A 21,250-nucleotide genomic window follows, 5' to 3' on the forward strand; every position below is an offset into this window, starting at 1 on the left:
CGTGTTCGGACGTCGCAAGAAGAGGGATGCCGCCGACGGTGCGGCCGGCGAGGCCGAGCAGGTCGTCGACGGTGTCGACGCGGAGGCGGACGAGGAGACCGGGCGCGTGAGGCTCGAGCCCGCGCCCCGGCCCGACGGGCCCTGGGACAGCTCCGAGGTCCGCGAGCCCGGCGAGGGCCGGGTCGACCTGGGCGGTCTGTTCGTGCCCGGTGTGGACGGCATGGAACTGCGCGTGGAGGTCGCGGGCGACGCGATCGTCGCGGCCACCGTCGTGCTGCGGGACAGCGCCATCCAGTTGCAGGCCTTCGCCGCGCCCAAGCGCGAGGGCATCTGGGGCGAGGTCCGCGAGGAGATCGCGGCCGGCATCACCCAGCAGGGCGGCATCATCGACGAGGTCGAGGGCCCGCTCGGCTGGGAGCTGCGCGCCCAGGTGCCGGTGCAGCTGCCGGACGGCACCGGCGGCTTCCAGGTCGTGCGGTTCGTCGGCGTGGACGGCCCCCGCTGGTTCCTGCGCGGAGTGATCTCCGGGCAGGGCGCGGTGCAGCCGGAGGCGGCGGGACTGCTGGAGCAGATCTTCCGGGACACGGTGGTGGTGCGCGGGGACGGCCCGATGGCCCCGCGCGACCCGATCGTCCTGAAGCTGCCGAACGACGCGCAGATGGTGCCGGAGAACGTGCAGCAGGAGGAGGGGTCCCGGTTCGCGGGCGGCATGAGCCGGCTGCAGCGGGGTCCCGAGATCACCGAAGTGCGCTGAGCGTCGTCTTCCCGGCCCGCGGGGCCGGTCGTCCGCGACCGGCCCCGCGGGCCGACGCGCTTCACGGGGCGCCGCCCCGGACCCCGCTCCCCGAACGCCGGACGGGCACGAGGGGCCGGGCGGCGCGGAGCGACACCGGCGCCCGGTCCACGGGGGAGCGCTGACCGGGCGGCCGTCCCGGCCGTGCGTCAGGGTTGCGTCAAGGACGCGCCTCGCACCCCCTCCGGCCGCCCGGCCGCCGCGCACGGCGGCCTAAGGTCGACTCCGCCGGGAGAACGACCGGAAGACAATGGGGCCATGGGACGCGGCAAGCTACGCATTCACCTCGGCGCGGCGCCGGGCGTGGGGAAGACCTACGCGATGCTCGCCGAGGCGCACCGCCGCGTCGAACGGGGCACCGACTGCGTCGTCGCCTTCGTGGAGACGCACGGCAGGCCCCGCACCGAGGCCCTGCTGACCGGGCTGGAGCGCGTCCCGCACAGACGGCTGGAGCACGACGGCGTGACCGTGGCCGAGATGGACCTCGACGCCGTCCTCGCCCGCCGCCCCCGGGTCGCCCTGGTCGACGAGCTCGCCCACACCAACGCGCCCGGCTCGCGCAACGCCAAACGCTGGCAGGACGTGGAGGAGCTGCTGGCCGCCGGCATCGACGTGCTGTCCACGGTCGGCATCCAGCACCTGGAGTCGCTGGGCGACACCGTGGAGTCCATCACCGGCGTACGGGAGCGGGCGACCGTGCCGGACGAGGTCGTACGCCGCGCCGACCAGGTCGAACTGGTCGACATGACGCCCGAGGCGCTGCGCCGCCGCATGGCGCACGGCAACATCCACCAGCCCGACCAGGTCGACGCGGCCCTCTCCAGTTACTTCCGCCCCGGCAACCTCGCCGCCCTGCGCGAACTCGCCCTGCTGTGGGTCGCCGACCGGGTCGACGCCCACCTCCAGCGCTACCGCAGCGAGCACGCCGTCTCGGCGATCTGGGGCTCGCGCGAGCGGATCGTGGTCGGGCTGACCGGCGGGCCCGAGGGCCGCACCCTGATCCGCCGGGCCGCACGGCTCGCGGAGAAGGGCGCGGGCGGGCAGCTGCTCGCCGTGTACATATCCCGCAGCGACGGCCTCACCTCCGCCTCGCCCGGCGAACTGGCCGCCCAGCGCGCCCTCGTGGAGGACCTCGGCGGCAGCTTCCACCACGTCGTCGGCGACAACATACCCGCCGCCCTGCTCGACTTCGCGCGCGGCGCCAACGCCACCCAGATCGTGCTGGGCTCCTCCCGCCGCCGCACCTGCCAGTATGTGTTCGGTCCCGGCGTCGGCGCGACCGTCGCCCGCGACTGCGGGCCCGACCTGGACGTGCACATCGTCACCCACGAGGAGGCCGCCAGGGGCCGCGGGCTGCCCGTCACCCGGGGTGCGCCGCTGGGCCGGCTGCGGCTCGCCTGGGGGTGGGCGGCCGGCACGGCCGGGCCCGCCGCCCTGGCGGTGCTGCTCAGCGCCGTCGACCCGGGGCTCGCCCTCGACATGCTGATGTTCCTGGCGGTGACGGTGGCCGCGGCGCTCCTCGGCGGGCTGTGGCCGGCCCTCGCCTCGGCGGCCGTGGGCTCCCTGCTGCTCAACTACCTCTACACCCCGCCCCTGTACACCTGGAGCGTCTCCGACCCGCGGAACATCGTCGCCATCGTCGTCTTCGTCGCGATCGGCACGTCGGTGGCGTCCGTGGTCGACCTCGCGGCCCGGCGCACCCAGCAGGCGGCCCGGCTGCGGGCCGAGTCGGAGATCCTCTCCTTCCTCGCGGGCAACGTGCTGCGCGGCGAGACCGGCCTGGAGGACCTGCTGGAGCGGGTCCGGGAGACCTTCGGCATGGAGTCCGCCGCGCTGCTGGAACGCGCCGGGGACGTCGAGCCGTGGACCTGCGCGGGCCGGGCGGGCCGGGGCCGCCCGGTCGGGCGGCCCGAGGACGCCGACGTCGAGGTGCCCGTCGGGGACCACATGGCGCTGGCGTTGACCGGCCGGGTACCGCCCGCCGAGGACCGCAGGGTGCTGGCCGCCTTCGCCGCGCAGGCCGCCGTCGTCCTGGACCGCCGCCGGCTGCGCGAACAGGCCGACCGCGCCCTCGCCCTCGCCGAGGGCAACCGCATCCGCACCGCGCTGCTCGCCGCCGTCAGCCACGACCTGCGCACCCCGCTGGCCGGGATCAAGGCGGCCGTCTCCTCGCTGCGCTCCGAGGACGTCGAATGGTCCGACGAGGACCGCGCCGAGCTGCTCGAGGGCATCGAGGACGGCGCGGACCGTCTGGACCACCTCGTGGGCAACCTGCTCGACATGTCCCGCCTGCACACCGGCACGGTCACACCGCTGATGCGCGGCACCGACCTGGACGAGGTGGTGCCGCGCGCCCTCGGCGGCGTGCCCGAGGACAGCGTCGCCCTGGACGTCCCCGAGACCCTGCCCATGGTCGACGCCGACCCCGGACTGCTGGAACGGGCGATGGCCAACGTGATCGAGAACGCGGTGAAGTACAGTCCGCCGGGGGAGAAGGTGCTGGTCGCCGCCAGCGCCCTCGCCGACCGGGTCGAGGTGCGGGTCGTCGACCGCGGCCCCGGCGTCCCCGACGAGGCCAAGGGCCGCATCTTCGAGCCGTTCCAGCGGCACGGCGACGCCCCGCGCGGCACCGGCGTGGGGCTCGGCCTGGCGGTCGCCCGCGGCTTCACCGAGGCCATGGGCGGCACCCTCGACGCCGACGACACCCCCGGCGGCGGCCTCACCATGACCCTCACCCTGCACGCGGCGGAAACCCGGCCGGCGGACCGGCCGGGCGACCGCGCACGCGGTCCCGTGGCCGCGGAGAACGAAAGGCGAGCCTCATGACCCGGGTGCTGGTGGTCGACGACGACCCGGCCATCGTGCGGGCCCTGGTGATCAACCTCAGGGCCCGGGCGTACGAGGTCGACTCCGCCGAGGACGGGGCCGGCGCCCTGCGCGCGGCCGCCGCGCGCCACCCGGACGTCGTCGTCCTCGACCTCGGCCTGCCCGACACGGACGGCGTCGACGTCATCCGGCGGCTGCGTGAGTGGAGCCGGGTGCCGATCCTGGTGCTGTCCGCGCGGCACGCCTCGGCCGAGAAGGTCCAGGCGCTGGACGCCGGGGCCGACGACTACGTCACCAAGCCCTTCGGCATGGACGAACTGCTCGCCCGGCTGCGTGCCGCCGTACGCCGCGCGGAACCGGCCGACGGGGGAGAGGTCGTCGTGGAGACGGAGACGTTCACCGTCGACCTGGCCGCGAAGAAGGTCCACCGCGACGGCGGGGACGTACGGCTCACGCCCACCGAGTGGCATCTGCTGGAGGCGCTGGTGCGGGCCGGGGGCCGGCTGGTGGGCCAGAAGCAGCTGCTGCGGGAGGTGTGGGGGCCGTCGTACGGGACGGAGACCAACTACCTGCGCGTGTACATGGCGCAGCTGCGCCGGAAGCTGGAGGCGGACCCGTCGCGGCCGAGACACCTCATCACCGAGCCGGGCATGGGATACCGCTTCGAGAAGTGAGGGCGGGCCGTCCGGGCCGGGGGAGCAGGGGGTACATGACCGTCGGCGCACCCCGGTACGCTTCAGATATGAGTGCTGTTCCTCGGTCCGAGAAGCCGGCAGGCCGGTTCCGCCGCATGCTCGACCGGCTCTCGTCCTCGCAGGAGGACCTGGAGTCGGAGGAGCTGCGCGAGGACGCAGCGACGGCCGGGTGCACGCGGATAGGCGACTGCCAGGACCGCGAGATCGTCACGGTTACTGGTACCTTGCGCACGGTCACGCTGCGGCCGCGCGCGGGAGTTCCGGCCCTGGAGGCCGAACTGTTCGACGGCTCCGCCGCGCTGGACGTGGTGTGGCTCGGCAGGCGCTCCATCGTGGGGATAGAGCCGGGGCGCAAGCTGATCGCATCGGGCCGGATCGCCATGAGCCACGGCCGCCGGGTGCTGTTCAATCCGAAATACGAACTGAGACCCCTCGGACGGGAGTAGCCGGTGACGTCGCTCGACAAGCCGACAACCGAAGAGACCTCCGCGGACGCGTCCGCGGACGACGCCCGGGCGGTGACGGAAGCCGCCCTGTTCGAGGCGTTCGGCGGTGTCCGGGGCATGGTCGAGACGGTGCTGCCGGGGCTGCTCTTCGTCAGCATCTACACGGTCAACAAGGACCTGCACATGTCGGCGCTCGCGGCGCTCGGCGTGGCACTGGTCATGGTCGTGGTCCGGCTGGCCCGCAGGGACACCGTGAAGCACGCGTTCAGCGGCGTCTTCGGCGTGGGCTTCGGCGTGGTCTTCGCGATGATGACCGGCAACGCCAAGGACTTCTACCTGCCGGGCATGCTGTACACGCTGGGCCTGGCCCTGGCGTACATCGTCACGGCCATGGCGGGCGTGCCGCTGATCGGACTGATGCTGGGCCCGGTGTTCAAGGAGAACCTCTCCTGGCGCACCCGCAACCCCGGCCGCAAGAAGGCGTACACCAAGGCCAGCTGGGCCTGGGGCCTGATCCTGCTCGCCAAGTGCGCGATCCTCTTCCCGCTGTACTGGTGGGCGGACACCACCCAGCTCGGCTGGGTGCTGGTGGCGCTGAAGATCCCGCCGTTCCTGCTCGCCGTCTACCTGACCTGGGTGTTCCTGGCGAAGGCCCCGCCGCCGATCGACGTCTTCGCCGAGATGGAGGCGGAGGAGCGCGCGGAGGAGGAGCGGCGGGCCGCCGCGGGGGAGAGCGAAGGGACGCCGGCCGGCCGGCACCGCCGCCGGTCCTGAGCTTCCTGCACGTGTGAGGGGCGCCCGGAGTTCTCCGGGCGCCCCTCACGTGTGCGCGCGTACCGCTACGACTCCTTGCGGACCGAGAGCAGGTCCTCCAGCTGCTCCTCGCGGGCCTGCGCGGCCACGAAGAGCAGCTCGTCGCCGGCCTCCAGGGAGTCCTCGCGGGTCGGGGTCAGCACCCGCGTGCCGCGGATGATGGTGACCAGCGAGGTGTCCTGCGGCCATTCCACGTCCCCGACCTGGGTGCCGGCCAGCGCGGACTCCTCCGGCAGGGTCAGCTCCACCAGGTTGGCGTCGCCGTGGCTGAAGCGCAGCAGCCGGACCAGGTCGCCGACGCTGACCGCCTCCTCCACCAGCGCCGACATCAGACGCGGGGTGGAGACGGCGACGTCCACGCCCCAGGACTCGTTGAACAGCCACTCGTTCTTGGGGTTGTTCACGCGGGCGACGACGCGGGGCACGCCGTACTCGGTCTTGGCGAGCAGCGAGACGACCAGGTTGACCTTGTCGTCGCCGGTCGCGGCGATGACGACGTTGCAGCGCTGGAGCGCCGCCTCGTCCAGGGAGGTGATCTCGCAGGCGTCGGCGAGCAGCCACTCCGCCTGCGGGACGCGCTCCACCGAGATGGCGGTCGGCGCCTTGTCGATCAGCAGGACCTCGTGGCCGTTCTCCAGCAGCTCGCCCGCGATCGAGCGGCCGACCGCGCCGGCTCCGGCAATGGCGACCCTCATCAGCGACCGCCCTCCTCGTCGGGTCCCTTGGCGAAGGCCGCCTCGACCCGGTCGATCTCGTCCGTGCGCATCATCACGTGCACCAGGTCACCCTCCTGCAACACCGTCTGCGAGCTGGGCAGGATGGCCTCCCCGAGCCGGGTGAGGAACGCGACCCGCACACCCGTCTCGTCCTGGAGCCGGGAGACGCGGTGCCCCACCCACGCCGTGGAGGTGTGCACCTCGGCGAGCTGGACCCCGCCTGTGGGGTCGCGCCAGAGCGGCTCGGCGCCCGAGGGGAGCAGCCGGCGCAGCATCTGGTCGGCCGTCCAGCGGACGGTGGCGACGGTGGGGATGCCCAGGCGCTGGTAGACCTCCGCGCGGCGGGGGTCGTAGATACGGGCGGCGACGTTCTCGATGCCGAACATCTCGCGGGCCACCCGGGCAGCGATGATGTTGGAGTTGTCGCCGCTGGACACGGCGGCGAAGGCGCCGGCGTCCTCGATGCCGGCCTCGCGCAGGGTGTCCTGGTCGAAGCCGACGCCGGTGACCCGGCGGCCGCCGAACGAGGAGCCCAGCCGGCGGAACGCGGTGGGGTCCTGGTCGATCACGGCGATCGTGTGCCCCTGTTCCTCCAGGGTCTGGGCCAGGGCGGAACCGACCCTTCCGCAGCCCATGATGACAATATGCATCGCGTTACACCGCGCTTCCTGCAGGCCGTGCGACCTTCATGACCTTCGTGCTCATGTCTCTCTTTCGGCTCGCCAGGCAACACGTCGCGGCCTGTGTGCGGGCCGCCGGCCACCATCATGCCGGGGGCCGGGGACCCCGACGCCCCTCGGGGGCGTCCTGCCCGCGGTGACCGACGGTACGCGGAGGCCGGCCGGCACCCGCGGTACGGGGTGCACGGCGGCGTGCGGTCGGCGACGGAAGCCCGAGCGACGGGCGAGCCCAAGGCGGCCGGCCCCTACCGGCGCGTGATGCTGCGCACGCTGGCGACCGCCAGGACGCCGAGGACGACGAGGCCGGCCGCCGCGCCGATCAGTTCTGCGGTCGTGTGCATGGGACCCTCCACGAGGCGTGGCGACAACGGCCGGACATGTGGTCATACAGGCATGGGACTCCCCCTGTCCGCCCCATCGCCGCCCCGACGCCCCGCCTTTTCACCCGGAGGGCAGCGGCCGTATGGATGCCGTATGGAAGTGGGGTGGCGGGTGTGTCGCGCGTCGTACGACGGCCTACGATCCACACTTGTGTCCAAACTGACCGACGTGCCCAAACGCATCCTCATCGGGCGCGCACTGCGCAGCGACCGGCTGGGGGAGACGCTCCTGCCGAAGCGCGTCGCACTCCCCGTCTTCGCCTCCGACCCGCTCTCCTCCGTGGCGTACGCGCCCGGCGAGGTGCTGCTGGTCCTCTCCATCGCGGGTCTGTCGGCGTACCACTTCAGCCCCTGGATCGCGGTCGCGGTCGTCGTGCTCATGTTCACCGTGGTCGCCTCCTACCGGCAGAACGTGCACGCCTACCCCAGCGGCGGCGGCGACTACGAGGTGGCCACCACCAATCTCGGCCCGCGGGCGGGCCTCACCGTCGGGAGCGCCCTGCTCGTCGACTACGTCCTCACCGTCGCCGTGTCGATCTCCTCCGGCATCGAGAACCTCGGCTCGGCCGTCCCCTTCGTCGTCGAGCACAAGGTGGCCTGCGCGGTCGGCGTGATCGTGCTGCTGACGCTGATGAACCTGCGCGGGGTCCGGGAGTCGGGCACCCTCTTCGCGATCCCCACCTACGTCTTCGTCACCGGCGTCTTCCTCATGATCGCGTGGGGCGCCTTCCGCGGGGTGGTGCTCGGCGACGACATGCGCGCGCCGACCGCCGACTTCGAGATCAAACCCGAGCACCCCGGCCTGGCCGGCTTCGCCCTCGTCTTCCTCCTGCTGCGCGCCTTCTCCTCCGGCTGCGCCGCGCTCACCGGCGTCGAGGCGATCTCCAACGGCGTACCGGGCTTCCGCAAGCCCAAGTCGCGCAACGCGGCGACCACCCTCGCCCTGATGGGCCTGCTCGCCGTCACCATGTTCTGCGGCATCATCGCGCTGGCCGCCGCCACCGACGTACGGATGGCCGAGAACCCGGCCAAGGACCTCCTGCACAACGGCGTCCCGCTCGGCCCCGACTACGTCCAGGACCCGGTGATCTCCCAGGTCGCCGAGGCCGTGTTCGGACACGGCAGCGCGCTGTTCGTCCTGCTCGCCGCCGCCACCGCGCTGGTGCTGTTCCTCGCCGCGAACACCGCCTACAACGGCTTCCCGCTGCTCGGCTCGATCCTCGCCCAGGACCGCTACCTGCCCCGCCAGCTGCACACCCGGGGCGACCGCCTCGCCTTCTCCAACGGCATCGTGCTGCTCGCGGGCGCCGCCGTGCTGCTGGTGTGGATCTACGGCGCCGACTCGACCCGGCTGATCCAGCTGTACATCGTCGGCGTGTTCATGTCCTTCACCCTCAGCCAGACCGGCATGGTCCGGCACTGGAACCGGCTGCTGGCCACCGAGCGGGACCCGGCCGCACGCCGCCGCATGGTCCGCTCCCGGGCGATCAACGCCTTCGGCGCCTTCTTCACCGGCCTGGTGCTGGTCGTCGTGCTGCTCACCAAGTTCACCCACGGCGCCTGGGTCGCCCTGCTCGGCATGGGCATCTTCTACGCGACCATGACGGCGATCCGCCGCCACTACGACCGGGTCGCCGAGGAGATCGCCGCGCCGGACACCCCGAGCGAGGACACCGTACGGCCGTCCCGCGTCCACTCCGTCGTCCTGATCTCCAAGGTGCACCGCCCCACCCTGCGCGCCCTGGCCTACGCCAAGCTGCTGCGCTCCGACACCCTGGAGGCGCTCAGCGTCAACGTGGACGCCGAGGAGACCAGGGCGCTGCGCGAGGAGTGGGAGCGGCGCGGCATCGACGTCCCCCTGAAGGTGCTCGACTCCCCGTACCGGGAGGTCACCCGTCCGGTGATCGAGTACGTCAAGAGCCTGCGCGCGCAGTCGCCGCGGGACGTGGTGTCCGTGATCATCCCGGAGTACGTGGTCGGCCACTGGTACGAGCAGCTGCTGCACAACCAGAGCGCGCTGCGGCTGAAGGCCCGGCTGCTGTTCACGCCGGGCGTCATGGTCACCTCGGTGCCGTACCAGCTCCGGTCCTCCGAGGCCGCCAAGCAGCGGGCCCGCAGGCGGCAGGACTGGGCCGCGCCCGGCTCGGCGCGCAGGGGACCCGCGGAGCGGGCGAAGGACACCTCGCCGCGCACGTAGACTGGTGGGCTGTTGTCCCGGGCCGCACGGCCCGCCCGCCCGTACCCGATGTTGTGGAGTCACCCCGCCATGCAGGCAGAACCGAGGAAATCACTGGTGGGGGAGGAGTACGAGGTCGAGATCGGCCCCGTCGCCCACGGCGGCCACTGCATCGCCCGCACCTCCGGGGGGCAGGTCCTCTTCGTCCGGCACGCCCTGCCCGGCGAGCGCGTCGTCGCCCGTGTCACCGAGGGCGAGGAGGGCGCGCGGTTCCTGCGCGCCGACGCGGTGGAGGTGCTCGACGCCTCCAAGGACCGCATCGACGCCCCCTGCCCGTTCGCCGGCCCCGGCCGCTGCGGCGGCTGCGACTGGCAGCACGCCAAGCCGGGCGCCCAGCGGCGGCTCAAGGGCGAGGTCGTCGCCGAGCAGCTCCAGCGGCTGGCCGGGCTGACGCCCGAGGAGGCCGGCTGGGACGGCACGGTGGTGCCCGCCGAGGGTGACAAGGTCCCCGCGGGCCAGGTCCCGTCGTGGCGCACGCGCGTGCAGTACGCGGTGACCGCGGACGGCCGCGCGGGACTGCGCCGGCACCGCTCGCACGAGGTCGAGCCGATCGACCGCTGCCTGATCGCCGCGGAGGGCGTCAGCGAACTGGGCATCGAGAAGCGGGACTGGACCGGCATGGACTCGGTCGAGGCGATCGCCGCGACCGGCTCCCAGGACCGCCAGGTCGTGCTGACGCCGAAGCCCGGCGCCCGCCTCCCGCTGGTCGAACTGGACCGCCCCGTCTCGGTGTTGCGCATCGACGAGCGCAACGGGCAGGTGCACCGGGTGCACGGCCGCCCGTTCGTCCGCGAACGCGCGGACGGCCGCACCCACCGCGTCGGCAACGGCGGTTTCTGGCAGGTCCACCCGAAGGCCGCCGACACCCTCGTCACCGCGGTCATGCAGGGCCTGCTGCCCCGCAAGGGCGACATGGCGCTCGACCTGTACTGCGGCGTCGGCCTGTTCGCGGGCGCGCTGGCCGACCGGGTCGGCGACCAGGGCGCGGTGCTCGGCATCGAGTCCGGCAAGCGCGCGGTGGAGGACGCCCGGCACAACCTCGCGGACTTCCCGCGCGTGCGGATCGAACAGGGCAAGGTCGAGTCGGTCCTGCCCCGCACCGGCATCACCGAGGTCGACCTCGTCGTCCTCGACCCGCCCCGCGCGGGCGCCGGCCGCAGGACGGTCGAGCACCTGTCGTCCCTGGGCGCCCGCCGCATCGCCTACGTGGCCTGCGACCCGGCCGCCCTGGCCCGCGACCTCGCGTACTTCCGGGACGGGGGGTACAAGGTGCGGACGCTGCGGGTGTTCGACCTGTTCCCGATGACGTCGCATGTGGAGTGTGTGGCCATCCTCGAACCTGCGGGCAAGGCGTCCTGACCTGCGTTTTTGTTGTCCGGGTCGGTTGCTCGACCTGTTTCCCCCGTGCAGCAGTCCGAGCGGACGGATCGACCTTTGTCAGTTCGCTGACCTGCGGATTTGTGAGCGCGGTGCTTGCATGGGCAACGCCTTCAGAGGGTCGTTCGGAGACTTTTGACGCTCGAAGCTGAGCTTCTGCTGCACTTCCGCAGTGGCGGTGCGAGCGGCCGGCCGGGGCCGACCGCACCGCTTTGATACCGGCCTGGTATCATGCGTGTATGGCGATGACACTCCGGCTCCCCGACGACCTTGACGCGAAGCTCACCGAGCGGGCTCGTCGGGAGGGTCGCAGCAAGCAGGAGCTTGCCATCGAGGCCATCCGTGACGCCCAGAACCGGGCCGAGCTGAAGGTCGATGACGTCTTGGCCGAGCTGATGGACAGCGATGCGGAGATCCTGGACTACCTGAAGTGACGGACGTGCGCTACATCCAGATCGACGAGATCCTGGCCATCGCCCGCGCGGTCAACGGTACCGAGCACAGCGTGCGTGACATGGGTCTTCTGGTGTCGGCGATCGAGAGGCCCCGGACGAACGTGTTCGGAGCCGAGTTGTATCCCACGCTGCACGAGAAGGCTGCGGCACTGCTGCACTCCGTCGCCCGCAATCACGCGCTGATCGATGGCAACAAGCGCACCGCCTGGCTCGGCATGCGTGTCTTCCTGCGGTTCAACGGCGTCAGCGCCAGTACCGCCCCGCCCCCCGTCTCCGTTGCCGGCCCGTTCGTCGAGGACGTCGCGCAGGACAAGGTCGATGTACCGGTCATTGCCAAGCGCCTGTCGGCCTGGTTCCCCGTCATTTAACGTTCGGGTGACGGGACCGTACGACTGGCGAGGGCGGTCTGCCGGCGCAGTTGACGAAGCTGGTGGTCGAGGGGACCTAAGGGTGAGCCGAAGGATCGTCTAGGGCGGGAGAGCGGGGACGGGGCCACGAAGGCCCCACGACCGTCTTGCCCGCGTCGCTTTCCTGGCTCCGGATGGGGAGGCCGGCGGAAGCTTTCACGGTCTGTATGTCGATGACACAGGCTGACGGGCTGGGACTGTACGGCCCTGCCCTCCATCTGCATCCTCGTCTCCGTCGCCGAGCGCAACGCCAGTGCCGATGGGAGAAGGGCGCGTCAGCCAGTTCGACGGCCAGCAGCGACGAGCCTTCCGTTGCGCCGCCCGCAGGCGAGCCGACTGCCGCTGAGGTGATCACGGCGCAGAACAATCTCGAGTTCGCAGCGTTGTTGAAGGCGGACCCGTGTGACGAAGCGAACATGAACTTCGCAACCAAGCACGAGGGGCGGGCAGTCGCCTTCGACGGAATCAGGCACATGGCGTCCTACGGGGACGGCCAGACGCGCTACGACTTCCTTCTCGGCCCGGGCGACAAGGGACCGCAGACGTCGGACGGTCCGAACTTTGAGTACGAAGACGTCAACACCGGTAACCTGTACCTGACCGGCAAGCAGGTCCCTGCGACCGTTGCAGTTGGCGACAAGTTCCCCTTCGTCGCCGAGGCGATCGAGTTCAACACGGTTCAGTGCGTCTTCCGTCCAGCCCCGGTCTCGACGGAGACCCGGTAGCCGAAATGGGCAGCCTGCCCGTCATGGAGGGGGCCCGATGGAACGGCACCCCCGCTCCATCCACTCGAGAGTTCTACTTCCCAACCAAATTGTCAGACCACAGCGCCATCATTGACCCATGCACGCATCCAGCCCTGTCCAGCGGATCGCCGACCACGTTCAACACCTACTTGGCAACGGTCCGTTTCCCCGGCCTGGCGGATGGACCCACATGGGTGCTGTCATCTGCGACGTCAGCTTTCAGCCCCGGTGCAAGTACGAGGGGACTCTCCGGCTGCGGCTCCTCCATCTGTAATTGAGCTGGCCTGATGCAAGAACAGTCCGCGGCTTCCAGCGCCGGCTCGTGACGGGAGACCTTGCCGTGGCGATGAAGTTCAACCACGCACAGAAGGTCACCATGGCCCATGCCATCACCGACCTCCTCGCTGCCCATGAGGTCGATACCCGCGAGGACCTTCACACCTGGCTCGATCATCAGGCCAATCGCGCCGCTCTGCGCAGGGTGAAGGGAGTGGGGCCGAAGAGCATCGGCTGCATCGGCAATCTCGTTGGCCGTTCGCACGTCGCCGTTGACGTACATCTGCGCGCCTTCGCCGTGGAAGCCGGTGTTCCGGATCTCCCGTACGACCAGGTACGCGCAGTGTATGAGGAAGGCGCCGTACTTATCGGGCATGACAAGGGCGCACTGGAGCATGCTGTTTGGCGGCATAGGGCGAAGGCCGCGTAGCCACCCAGCGGGCCTGGCGGTTGTCGGTGTGGGTTACAGCAGGCTGATCTGCTCGTGGGTGATGCGTGGCCGAGTTCGTGGACCTTGTCTCCGGCCTTCTCCTCCCACCAGTTAGCGCTGATCCTGCGGTGGCACCATCGAAGCCAAGCGGAACCGTCCTGTGGCCGGGGAATTTGCCGTGACCCATGTTTGGGGTCACGGCCCGACGGCTGGTTCGAGTACGAGGACGGTGGCTGGTACCGGCCGGCATTCCTCGACGGCCGACGCGGCGGTGGCGCGGACCGGGTCCACGGTCGCGGCCGTGAACCTCCACGCCGCCACGTGTCAGGCCGAAGTCAGCCGGTCGCCGCGACCTCGGCTTTGGCGATGAGCATGTCCAGAAGCGAGAGCAGCGCACCGCGTGCGTCGTCACGGGAGCGGGCATCGAGCAGGTGGATGGGTGTGTTCGGGTCACGCAGATGCAGCGCCGCCCTGATCTCCTCGGCGGTGTAGGGCTGTTCGCCGTGGAAACAGTTCGCGGCGACCATGAACGGAAGCCCTCGGTTCTCGAAGAAGTCGACGGCCGGGAAACTGCGGTCGAGGCGTCGTGTGTCGACAAGGACGATCGCCCCGAGTGCCCCGTTCAGCAGGTCGTCCCACATGAACCAGAAGCGCTCCTGGCCAGGTGTGCCGAACAGGTAGAGCACGACCTGTGCGTCGGTGAGGGTGATGCGGCCGAAGTCCATCGCGACGGTGGTAGCCGCCTTGGACTCGATGCCGTCGAGGTCGTCGACGCCGACGCCCGCGCTCGTCAGCCGCTCCTCGGTGCGCAACGGCTCGATCTCGGAGACCGTCTCGACCAGGGTCGTCTTGCCGACGCCGAATCCCCCAGCGATGAGGATCTTGACGGGGGCCGCTTCCTGGGCAGGGGTGTCATATCCGGGCAAGGTTGTCCCTGATTCTCATGAGCAGGTGGACATTGGTGGTCTCGTTCCCTTCCAGGGGTGGCCGGTGCTCGATCAGCCCCCGATCGGCGAGTTCGCCGAGAAGAAGCGTCATGGGAGTGAGGCGGATGTGCATGCGCGCCGCGATCTCGGCGACCGCCAGGCCGCCCGGAGGCGAGCACATCGCGAGGATGGCCTGCCACTCGCTGGGCAGGCCGTCGTGGCCGTCCGCGACGGCCACCGCCGTGATCGTGGTGTCCATGGTGAGGACGGTGTGTGCAGCCGTCGTACGTCCATCGGTCAGCGCGTACAGCCGCGTCCGGCGGTGGCCCCCCTCTCGCGGCCCGGGCTCGTCCGCCATTACGACTGCTGCGCCTGGCCGCGTTCAGGCGTGCTCAGCCACTCACCGAGCGCCTGGGCGGTGCGCACGGCTTCACCGCCCAGCTCCCCCAGCCGCGCCTTGCGGGAGGTCACCACGATGAGCGTGCTGCCCTCCCCGCACCCGACGATGCAGAGATAGCTGTCGTCCATCTCGACCAGCTGGCGGATCACCCGGCCGCCGTCGACCTCCCTGGATATCGCCTTCATCGTGGAGGCGATGCCGGAGGACGCGGCGGCTATGCGCTCCGCCTGGTCCCGTTCCAGCTGGTACGAGCTGAGCTTGATCCCGTCGTTGGACAGGAGCACGGCTCCCTGGATGCCGGCGATCCTGCTCAGGTTGTTGTCCAGGACGCTGTAGATCATGTCGTTCGTTGTCGTCATGGCTGATCCTGTCGGAGTTCTTCTTCCACTGTCTGAGTCCCGCGTTCGTAGTCCGCCCAGGCGTCGGCCACTTCTTCGGGTGTCGCCGCGTCCTGAGCGACGGCAGTCTCCGGTGCGTGTGGCGCGCGGAGCTGCTCGGCGATGTGAGCCTGCGGGACCCGCTCGGGGAGGGCCGGCTTCGCGTCACCGTCCCGTGTCGCGGAAAGGACCGGCGTCCTGCTCTTCACCGGCCGCTCGGGCGAGCGCTCCGGCGTCCTACGGCCGGCCGACCCGGTCCTCGCGTGCAGGACCAGTTCGGGCTTGCGTTCGTCGAACGGGCCCGGTGCCGGGGCGGGCGTCGCCGCCGCGCGCGGCGCTTCCTTTCCCGCCCGGACCGGTTCGGTCGGCACAAGGAGTTCCTCGGGAAGGATCACCACGGCCGACGTCCCCCCGTACACCGAGCGGCGCAGCGTCACTGTGGCCCCGAGCTGTTCGGCGATGTGGCCGACCACGAAGAGTCCGAGCCGGTGCGCGTTCTCCGCCAGGACGGAATACGGCGGGGCCGAGTGCAGACGCCCGTTCATCTCCTCGTAGGTTGCGGCGGTCACCCGAGGCCCGCGGTCCTCGATCTCGACCAACAGTCCGTCCGTCACCAGTTCGGCACGGATGGCCACCTTCGACTGCGGCGGGGAGAACCGGGTGGCGTTGTCCAGGAGTTCTGCCAGGAGGTGGCTGATCTCGCTGATCACCCGCGGTGCCACGCTGATCTCGTCCAGGGCCTGGCGCTCGATCCGCCGGAAGTCCTCGACCTCCGCGGCGGCTTCGCGCAGCAGGTCGGCGACGCGCATGGGCTCGGTGTGCGGATCGGGGATCTCCCCACCTGCCAGGATGAGCAGGTTCTCGATCTGCCGCCGCATACCCACCGTCAACTGGTCGGATCGCATCAACCGGGCGAGAAGCTCCTCGTCGTGCCCGAAGGCGTCCTGCAGTTCGTCGGTGAGGGCCAGCTGGCGGCTGACCAGGTTTCCGGTGCGCGAGGCGATGCCCGCGGCGAACATACCGAAACCCTGACGCTCGGCCGCGAGCCGCGCATGCCCGTCGACGGATACGGAGACGACCCGGGCGAACGCGTCGCTGATACGTCCGACCTCGTCCCGGTCTCCGCTCACCGCGGGCAGCGCGTCGTCGTCGACGGGCTGCCCGCGCTGGAGCCGGGCAACGACATCCGGCAGCGTGTCCTCGGCAATGGCCACCGTACGTTGGTGCAGACCGCGCAGGCGGCGGAGCACGGAGCGCGTGGTGAGCACGATGACGGCCGCGACGGCAAGGACGGCTGCGCCGTTTCCGACGATCAGCCAGATGACCTCGTTCTCCAACTGCGTGGCCTTGGCGTCGGCGTGCACGAGCAGTGCTCGCCCCTGTTTCGCGTTGAGCGCGGCAAGGCGCGGCGCGAACTCGTCATACGCGGCCTGCCAGGCGTCAGCTTCCTTGGGCAGCTCGATGCCGGACGCGGTGTTCTGGTGGTCGGAGATGACCGCGTCCTCGATACGGATCTTCGTCTTCCAGCCGTCCGAGGCGAAGACCTGGTCGTAGGCCGCTTTGTCCTCGGCCGTCAGATACGGCGCGACCCACTCGTCGTACTGGTACCGCTGGGATCCGACGGAGTTGACGAATTCGGCGAACCCGGAAGGGCTCAGGCGCCTGGACGGCCCGGCCATGGCGAGGATGGTGGTCTCGCGCGCCACCATCTCGGACACCGTGAACACCGTGACGACCAGGCCGCTCTCCTGGATGAGCTCGGCGTCTTCCGCATGGCTGAACTCGTTCTGGTACACCCGGATGATGCGGTCGACGAGGCCGGAGTAGTAGCCGATCGTCCGATCCGCGTCCCCGCTGCGGGTGTCCGCGCGCTCGCGGAACGCAGCCAGATCCGCGAGGCCCTGCTTCAGCTCCGCGACGTAATGATCGTCCTCGCGCCCGGTCGCCGCCAGGGCTCCGTCCGCCGCCCGGCGGAACTCGTCCGCGGCCCGGTCCGTGGCCGCGCGCTGCTCGCGCAGCTCCTTCTCGGACACGGAGCCGCTCGCCCACCGTGTGGCGGTCATCGTCCGCTCAGCCTGCAGTTCGACCATCAGCCTGGTCAGGGGTACATCGGTCCGCTCACCGACTGCCACATCGGCGCGTAGTTGCTTCGACTGGTGTACCAGCGGCTGTGCGGTCATGACCACTTGGACACCCATCGCCAGAATAGGGACGATTGCCAGCCAAATGAGCAGCGTACGCAGGCGCGGAGTACGCCGCCGACGAGTCGCCGGCCGCCCTCGTGTGCCTTCGGGTTCTATGGGAGACATCAGTCCTCGGAGAGCGGGAAACCAGGGGGGACGGCCCGACCGCCGGGGCCAGACGCAGTCCTGGGTTCAGGACTGGGGGAAGTCCGGTTCGGCTTTGGCGCGACGTGAAGTACCGATCATAACCAGCCACACCGGAGAAACGGAGAGATGACTTCCGTTGGTCACATGTGGTAGGGGCGACGAAGTATTGCGCATGGGGTGTTGACGTTTACCTGACGCCTGGGCGCAGGCGTGCTCGTGCGGACAGGGCAACCCGCTCTCCCGGCTGCACGTCTTGGACCGACCGGCGAATGGGTCACTCGAGGCGTCGGGTGATGGGCCGGCCATCCGAGCGGTAGCGGCTTGTCGATCGTCGGATGAGCATGCGGAGCGTGACGAGGGCGGCGGCGAGGCGAAGGGAGAAGTCCACGGCCTCGCCGCTCTTCTCGGTGCGGCGCCGGAGCTTGCGGTAGTCGTTCATCCGCGAGTGGGTGCGCTCGATCACCCAGCGCGTGCCGGCCTGGATCGGGGCCGGCACGCCCTTGCGGGCGATCTCGGCCGTGAGCCCAGGCTGGGCTACCAATACACGGAACGTGGTGCTGTCGTAGCCGCGCGGTCGGCCCGGACGGTCGTGCCGGTGGCGGCCCGGCCGGCGCGGCCGTGGAGATTCGGGGTTACGTGGTCCGCGGCGACCCGGACCCCTGGTCCGCGCCGCCGGCCTCGTGACCCGCTCGCTCGACCGGTCCGCGGGTGAGGGGAGCGCTTTCGCCGTCCACGACCGTGCCATGGCCGACGCCGTCGCCCGCCTCATGGACGACGACCCGACGTCCCGGGTCATGGTATGGGCGCACAACGGCCACCTCGCGAAGGGCGGGTACGGGGACCGGGTCACCGCGTCCCACTGCTCGACAAGAGGGCCCCACGCTGCACAAACCCACGTCCGCCGCGTGGAGTGCCGCTGATCGCTCCCCACGAGGGACTGAGGGCGAGTACGTCGCGGCAGAGGGTGAGGCCCTTCGTGGCGCCCGTCTGACGCTCTCGACGTCAGCAAGCAGGGTGGTGAGCCGAGGAGGTGGCTCTGACCTGCCGTTCTTCGGAATCCGGCCTATCCGACATCTTTTCGGTGACGCACCCCGTGGAGTGCGCGGCGATCCTTGAACCTGCCGCAAAGGACGTCTGACCCGCGGTTGCAGGGTGTGGCGGGGGTCGTACGGATGATGTCGGCGACGTGCGTTCGTCATGGGTGACGCGTGAATGACGCTCGATTCGTGAGACTGGAGCAGGGCCGCGTCGCTCGGCCGGCGATGGGCGAGCGGGGCCGGCAGGTCGCCCTCGTTCGCGACGCGTCGGCGTGACCGTCGCCCACGAGGGACGGCCGACAGCCGGCTTACGCAAAGGGCGCAGGCCGGTGACCGGTCATAACGTCGTCCGGCCCCGTCGGTGACGACGGAGCGTATGCCGGAGGAGTCTCCTGGCCGCTCCCGGGCCGCCCGGTCGCGGACGCCCGGGACGTCACCCGCACGGACTCGGTGCGACTCGGTGCGCGGGACGTCCCGGGTGCTCCGGTCCGCTTCAGCCGCCGATGGGCGTGACCCCTGAGGGAGCCGGGACCAGTCGGTACCCGCCGTCCTCGCGCAGCACGTGTCCGGCGGTCGGCGGCGGGAAGTGGCTCCCGAGCAGAAGAGTCGACGTACCGGCCAGTGAGCCGAGCATCTGGTTCCGGGTCCTGGCCGCGAGTTCGGGAGCGACGTCCACACAGCTGCAGAGCTCCGGATGCGCCATCTGGACCGGGTGGTGGATGCTGTCGCCGGTGACCAATGCGGTCTCGCCACGGCTGCTCAGTTCCACCGCTACCTGTCCCGGTGTGTGGCCGGGGGTGGGCAGCAGACGGATGCCCGGCGCGATGTCCGTGCCCTCGTCCGCGACATCGATGAGGTCGAACAGACCTGCTTCCCGGACGGGGAGGACCGAGTCCCGGAACATCTGCCGACGCGCCTCCTCCATGTCGACACCCGCCCAGTAGTCCCACTCGGTGCGTGAGGTGAGATAGCGCGCGTTCGGGAAGGTGGGCACCCAGGCGTCGCCCTCGGCACGCGTGTTCCACCCCACGTGGTCGGCGTGGAGGTGGGTCAGGACCACGACGTCGACGCTCTCCGGCGCGAAGCCCGCCGCCCGTAGCCGTGCTTCGTAGTCGCTGTCCAGGTTGTGCCAGGCGGGGTTGGCGCGCCGCTTCCCGTTTCCGATGCCGGTGTCCACCAGCACCCGCATGCCGTCCGCCTCGACGGCGAAGCTGTGACTCGTCAGGCGCAGGACGCCTTGTCCGTCGGCGAATTCGGGGCTCAGCCAGGGAGTCCGGCCCACGAGGTCGGTGGTCGCCCCGGGCAGCAGCCACGGACCGGTCTGGGCGGGCAGGACCACTTCGTCGATGCGTCGTACGGTGTGGTCGCCCACCGTCCAGGAAGAGGCGGGAGGAGTAGTGGACTTGGTCGTTTGCGATGAGGTGAGCACGGAGATTTTCCTTACCTTTCATGGGTCGCGAGGACGGAGACGTCTGGAGCGGGTGTGTCGGGTGAGGCGGATGTGCAGTTGCTCGTTGCCGGGCGGGAGCGGGCGTCCGGGGACGGTGTCCGGCGCCGACTGCGCAGCGGCGCGGTCAGCGTCACGACTGCGACGGTCGCCAGTACGGCCACGCAGCCGGCATGGGCCAGTGCTGCCGCACGCAGCCCGAAACCGGCGGTGAGGGCGCCGGCGCCGATGGCGGGCAGGCTCATCGCCAGGTAGCTGAGTACGTGATAGGAGGCGAGCGTGCCGCCCTTCTCCCGGGCCGGGACCGAGTCGACGACCGCGCGCAGCGCACCCTGGGAGACGGCTCCGAAGCCGAACCCGGCCAGCGCCGCCCCGGCGAAGAGGAGTACGGGGCCGGCGAGATGGAGGGCGCCCAGGGTCAGGACGGCCGCCGGAATCACCGCGCAGCTCCCGAGAAGGGCGCAGACGTCGGCACGCATCCTGCGCGTGAAGTACACCGTCGGGGCGGCGACGGCCGTCAGCGTGAAGAAGACCATGCCGCCGGCGTATTCGGGTCCGCCGGGGGAGACGAGCCGTGTGAAGCCCGGTCCCAGGGACGAGTAGAAGCCGCCGAGCGCCCAGACGGCGACGACGCCGGCGCCGTTGAGCAGGAGAGCGTGGGCGGCCGCCGACGGCAGTGCCAGGCGGGGCCGCGTCGAGCGCAGTGCTCCGGGACGGCGGCGGACGGTCTCGGGCGCCCGGACAAGGGCGACGGCCTGCGCGGCGAACACGGCGATCAGGGCCGCGTACACCGTGATCGCCGGAGCGGGGGCGAAGCGCACCATGAGGGTGGCTGCCAGGACGCCGGCCGCCATGCCCGTCACCGGTGCGATGCTGTTGGCCAGAGCGGGGCGGCCCGGCCGGGCGGGGTCTTCCAGGTCGAGGAGAGCCGCACCAGCTGCGCTGGTCGCCGCGCCGGTCGCGATGCCCTGCAGCACGCGGGCGCCGATCAGGGCGGTCAGGCCGCCGGCCGTCGCGAACAGTGCCATGGAGGCGACCTGGAGCGCGAGCGCGCCCAGGAGCACGGGGCGGCGTCCGACATGGTCGGAAAGGGTTCCGGTCGTCAGCAGTGCGATCAGGAGCGCCAGGGCGTAGGCGCTGAAGACCACGGTGATGTCGAGGGACGACAGCTGCCACTGAGCCTGGTAGTGGGGGTACAGCGGGGTCGGCGCGCTGGATGCGGCGAGCAGCGCGATCAGGATCGAGGCGTGCAATGCGAACGGCAGACGTCCGGAGGGGGAGGTGCGGGGAGGCGCGAGGTCCGCGGGGACGCTCTGCATGAGAGTCCTTCCCGTGCTAAAAGCGATTGGTTTGCTTTAAGTCACCGTAGACCCTACGATCGACTAACGCAAACGATTCGCTTTTGCGGTGGCCGGAGGTCCTGTACCTGCCCCGGCCCGTCGCGCCGCACAGATCCG

Annotated in this window: 20 protein-coding genes and 1 pseudogene; 12 read left to right on the top strand and 9 right to left on the bottom strand. The window is 70.8% G+C overall.

Translation table 11 applies throughout. From position 1 onward, the window contains the following. The first annotated feature begins 1 nt into the window (after nucleotide 1). From ACIQ8B_RS26480 to ACIQ8B_RS26500, 5 genes are all read left to right on the top strand, one after another. Entirely contained in the window at nucleotides 2-754 is a 753-nt protein-coding gene (locus ACIQ8B_RS26480) for a DUF3710 domain-containing protein (RefSeq protein ID WP_106412062.1), read from the top strand. 297 nt (nucleotides 755-1,051) lie between these two features. Continuing rightward, nucleotides 1,052-3,619 (top strand): ATP-binding protein, encoded by a 2,568-nt coding sequence (locus tag ACIQ8B_RS26485; RefSeq protein ID WP_403550166.1) that lies wholly within the window; start codon nucleotides 1,052-1,054, stop codon nucleotides 3,617-3,619. Next, a complete protein-coding gene (locus ACIQ8B_RS26490; RefSeq protein ID WP_106412060.1) occupies nucleotides 3,616-4,293 on the top strand; it encodes a response regulator in 678 nt (225 codons plus the stop codon). Before ACIQ8B_RS26485 ends, ACIQ8B_RS26490 begins: the two co-directional genes overlap by 4 nt. Nucleotides 4,294-4,361: 68 nt before the next feature. Beyond that, complete coding sequence (locus ACIQ8B_RS26495; protein WP_106416217.1) at nucleotides 4,362-4,760, top strand: OB-fold nucleic acid binding domain-containing protein; 399 nt, start codon at nucleotides 4,362-4,364, stop codon at nucleotides 4,758-4,760. Between the two features lie 3 nt (nucleotides 4,761-4,763). Further along, nucleotides 4,764-5,534 carry a DUF3159 domain-containing protein gene (locus ACIQ8B_RS26500; RefSeq protein ID WP_290004134.1) on the top strand — a complete coding sequence of 257 codons (771 nt, stop codon included), beginning with the start codon at nucleotides 4,764-4,766 and terminating at the stop codon, nucleotides 5,532-5,534. Between the two features lie 65 nt (nucleotides 5,535-5,599). Here the strand turns inward: ACIQ8B_RS26500 and ACIQ8B_RS26505 are convergent, their stop codons facing one another. Beyond that, on the bottom strand, nucleotides 5,600-6,268 hold the full coding sequence (locus ACIQ8B_RS26505; RefSeq protein WP_037930094.1) for a TrkA family potassium uptake protein: 669 nt from the start codon (nucleotides 6,266-6,268) through the stop codon (nucleotides 5,600-5,602). Then, the gene (locus tag ACIQ8B_RS26510) at nucleotides 6,268-6,939 is read right to left on the bottom strand and encodes a TrkA family potassium uptake protein (RefSeq protein WP_106412058.1); all 672 of its coding nucleotides are present in this window, start codon (nucleotides 6,937-6,939) and stop codon (nucleotides 6,268-6,270) included. Before ACIQ8B_RS26510 ends, ACIQ8B_RS26505 begins: the two co-directional genes overlap by 1 nt. Before the next feature lie 561 nt (nucleotides 6,940-7,500). Here ACIQ8B_RS26510 and ACIQ8B_RS26515 point away from each other — a divergent pair. From ACIQ8B_RS26515 to ACIQ8B_RS26540, 6 genes are all read left to right on the top strand, one after another. Then, nucleotides 7,501-9,546 carry an APC family permease gene (locus ACIQ8B_RS26515; RefSeq protein WP_403550170.1) on the top strand — a complete coding sequence of 682 codons (2,046 nt, stop codon included), beginning with the start codon at nucleotides 7,501-7,503 and terminating at the stop codon, nucleotides 9,544-9,546. 69 nt (nucleotides 9,547-9,615) lie between these two features. Next, the gene (locus ACIQ8B_RS26520; RefSeq protein ID WP_403550172.1) at nucleotides 9,616-10,944 is read left to right on the top strand and encodes a class I SAM-dependent RNA methyltransferase; all 1,329 of its coding nucleotides are present in this window, start codon (nucleotides 9,616-9,618) and stop codon (nucleotides 10,942-10,944) included. A 257-nt stretch (nucleotides 10,945-11,201) separates the two neighbouring features. After that, the gene (locus ACIQ8B_RS26525; protein WP_037672007.1) at nucleotides 11,202-11,396 is read left to right on the top strand and encodes a ribbon-helix-helix protein, CopG family; all 195 of its coding nucleotides are present in this window, start codon (nucleotides 11,202-11,204) and stop codon (nucleotides 11,394-11,396) included. Further along, nucleotides 11,393-11,785 (top strand): type II toxin-antitoxin system death-on-curing family toxin, encoded by a 393-nt coding sequence (locus tag ACIQ8B_RS26530; protein WP_403550174.1) that lies wholly within the window; start codon nucleotides 11,393-11,395, stop codon nucleotides 11,783-11,785. Before ACIQ8B_RS26525 ends, ACIQ8B_RS26530 begins: the two co-directional genes overlap by 4 nt. A gap of 212 nt (nucleotides 11,786-11,997) precedes the next feature. Continuing rightward, nucleotides 11,998-12,549, top strand: coding sequence for a DUF4839 domain-containing protein (locus tag ACIQ8B_RS26535; protein ID WP_403550176.1), 552 nt, complete (start codon nucleotides 11,998-12,000; stop codon nucleotides 12,547-12,549). Nucleotides 12,550-12,910: 361 nt separating this feature from the next. Continuing rightward, the gene (locus tag ACIQ8B_RS26540; RefSeq protein WP_403550178.1) at nucleotides 12,911-13,276 is read left to right on the top strand and encodes a hypothetical protein; all 366 of its coding nucleotides are present in this window, start codon (nucleotides 12,911-12,913) and stop codon (nucleotides 13,274-13,276) included. Nucleotides 13,277-13,611: 335 nt separating this feature from the next. Here ACIQ8B_RS26540 and ACIQ8B_RS26545 read toward each other — a convergent pair whose 3' ends face one another. From ACIQ8B_RS26545 to ACIQ8B_RS26565, 5 genes and pseudogenes are all read right to left on the bottom strand, one after another. After that, a complete protein-coding gene (locus ACIQ8B_RS26545) occupies nucleotides 13,612-14,202 on the bottom strand; it encodes an ATP/GTP-binding protein (protein WP_290004120.1) in 591 nt (196 codons plus the stop codon). Continuing rightward, nucleotides 14,189-14,560 (bottom strand): DUF742 domain-containing protein, encoded by a 372-nt coding sequence (locus ACIQ8B_RS26550; RefSeq protein ID WP_290004119.1) that lies wholly within the window; start codon nucleotides 14,558-14,560, stop codon nucleotides 14,189-14,191. Before ACIQ8B_RS26550 ends, ACIQ8B_RS26545 begins: the two co-directional genes overlap by 14 nt. Continuing rightward, nucleotides 14,560-14,961, bottom strand: a complete 402-nt coding sequence (locus ACIQ8B_RS26555) for a roadblock/LC7 domain-containing protein (protein WP_403550180.1) — start codon at nucleotides 14,959-14,961, stop codon at nucleotides 14,560-14,562. The genes ACIQ8B_RS26550 and ACIQ8B_RS26555 overlap by 1 nt, the downstream gene beginning before the upstream one ends. Next, nucleotides 14,958-17,069 (bottom strand): nitrate- and nitrite sensing domain-containing protein, encoded by a 2,112-nt coding sequence (locus ACIQ8B_RS26560; RefSeq protein WP_403550182.1) that lies wholly within the window; start codon nucleotides 17,067-17,069, stop codon nucleotides 14,958-14,960. Before ACIQ8B_RS26560 ends, ACIQ8B_RS26555 begins: the two co-directional genes overlap by 4 nt. Nucleotides 17,070-17,583: 514 nt before the next feature. After that, nucleotides 17,584-17,880, bottom strand: a pseudogene (locus tag ACIQ8B_RS26565) (transposase); the annotation flags it as partial. Between the two features lie 109 nt (nucleotides 17,881-17,989). On the opposite strand from ACIQ8B_RS26565, the gene ACIQ8B_RS26570 reads away from it, so the two are divergent. Then, the gene (locus ACIQ8B_RS26570) at nucleotides 17,990-18,229 is read left to right on the top strand and encodes an erythromycin esterase family protein (RefSeq protein ID WP_403550184.1); all 240 of its coding nucleotides are present in this window, start codon (nucleotides 17,990-17,992) and stop codon (nucleotides 18,227-18,229) included. Between the two features lie 610 nt (nucleotides 18,230-18,839). Here the strand turns inward: ACIQ8B_RS26570 and ACIQ8B_RS26575 are convergent. Both ACIQ8B_RS26575 and ACIQ8B_RS26580 read right to left on the bottom strand, forming a co-directional pair. After that, the gene (locus tag ACIQ8B_RS26575) at nucleotides 18,840-19,718 is read right to left on the bottom strand and encodes an MBL fold metallo-hydrolase (RefSeq protein ID WP_403550186.1); all 879 of its coding nucleotides are present in this window, start codon (nucleotides 19,716-19,718) and stop codon (nucleotides 18,840-18,842) included. A gap of 68 nt (nucleotides 19,719-19,786) precedes the next feature. Beyond that, nucleotides 19,787-21,112, bottom strand: a complete 1,326-nt coding sequence (locus ACIQ8B_RS26580; protein WP_403550188.1) for an MFS transporter — start codon at nucleotides 21,110-21,112, stop codon at nucleotides 19,787-19,789. Nucleotides 21,113-21,250: the final 138 nt, after the last annotated feature.

The organism is Streptomyces sp. NPDC096105 (assembly GCF_044763335.1).
GTDB lineage: Bacteria > Actinomycetota > Actinomycetes > Streptomycetales > Streptomycetaceae > Streptomyces.

Bases quoted from the DNA above. Each gene is read 5' to 3' on its own strand.
- ACIQ8B_RS26485 (WP_403550166.1), top strand. From the start codon at position 1,052: ATGGGACGCGGCAAGCTACGCATTCACCTCGGCGCGGCGCCGGGCGTG.
- ACIQ8B_RS26490 (WP_106412060.1), top strand. From the start codon at position 3,616: ATGACCCGGGTGCTGGTGGTCGACGACGACCCGGCCATCGTGCGGGCC.
- ACIQ8B_RS26495 (WP_106416217.1), top strand. From the start codon at position 4,362: ATGAGTGCTGTTCCTCGGTCCGAGAAGCCGGCAGGCCGGTTCCGCCGC.
- ACIQ8B_RS26505 (WP_037930094.1), bottom strand. From the start codon at position 6,268: ATGAGGGTCGCCATTGCCGGAGCCGGCGCGGTCGGCCGCTCGATCGCG.
- ACIQ8B_RS26510 (WP_106412058.1), bottom strand. From the start codon at position 6,939: ATGCATATTGTCATCATGGGCTGCGGAAGGGTCGGTTCCGCCCTGGCC.
- ACIQ8B_RS26520 (WP_403550172.1), top strand. From the start codon at position 9,616: ATGCAGGCAGAACCGAGGAAATCACTGGTGGGGGAGGAGTACGAGGTC.
- ACIQ8B_RS26525 (WP_037672007.1), top strand. From the start codon at position 11,202: ATGGCGATGACACTCCGGCTCCCCGACGACCTTGACGCGAAGCTCACC.
- ACIQ8B_RS26535 (WP_403550176.1), top strand. From the start codon at position 11,998: ATGACACAGGCTGACGGGCTGGGACTGTACGGCCCTGCCCTCCATCTG.
- ACIQ8B_RS26550 (WP_290004119.1), bottom strand. From the start codon at position 14,560: ATGGCGGACGAGCCCGGGCCGCGAGAGGGGGGCCACCGCCGGACGCGG.
- ACIQ8B_RS26555 (WP_403550180.1), bottom strand. From the start codon at position 14,961: ATGACGACAACGAACGACATGATCTACAGCGTCCTGGACAACAACCTG.
- ACIQ8B_RS26560 (WP_403550182.1), bottom strand. From the start codon at position 17,069: ATGGTCGAACTGCAGGCTGAGCGGACGATGACCGCCACACGGTGGGCG.
- ACIQ8B_RS26580 (WP_403550188.1), bottom strand. From the start codon at position 21,112: ATGCAGAGCGTCCCCGCGGACCTCGCGCCTCCCCGCACCTCCCCCTCC.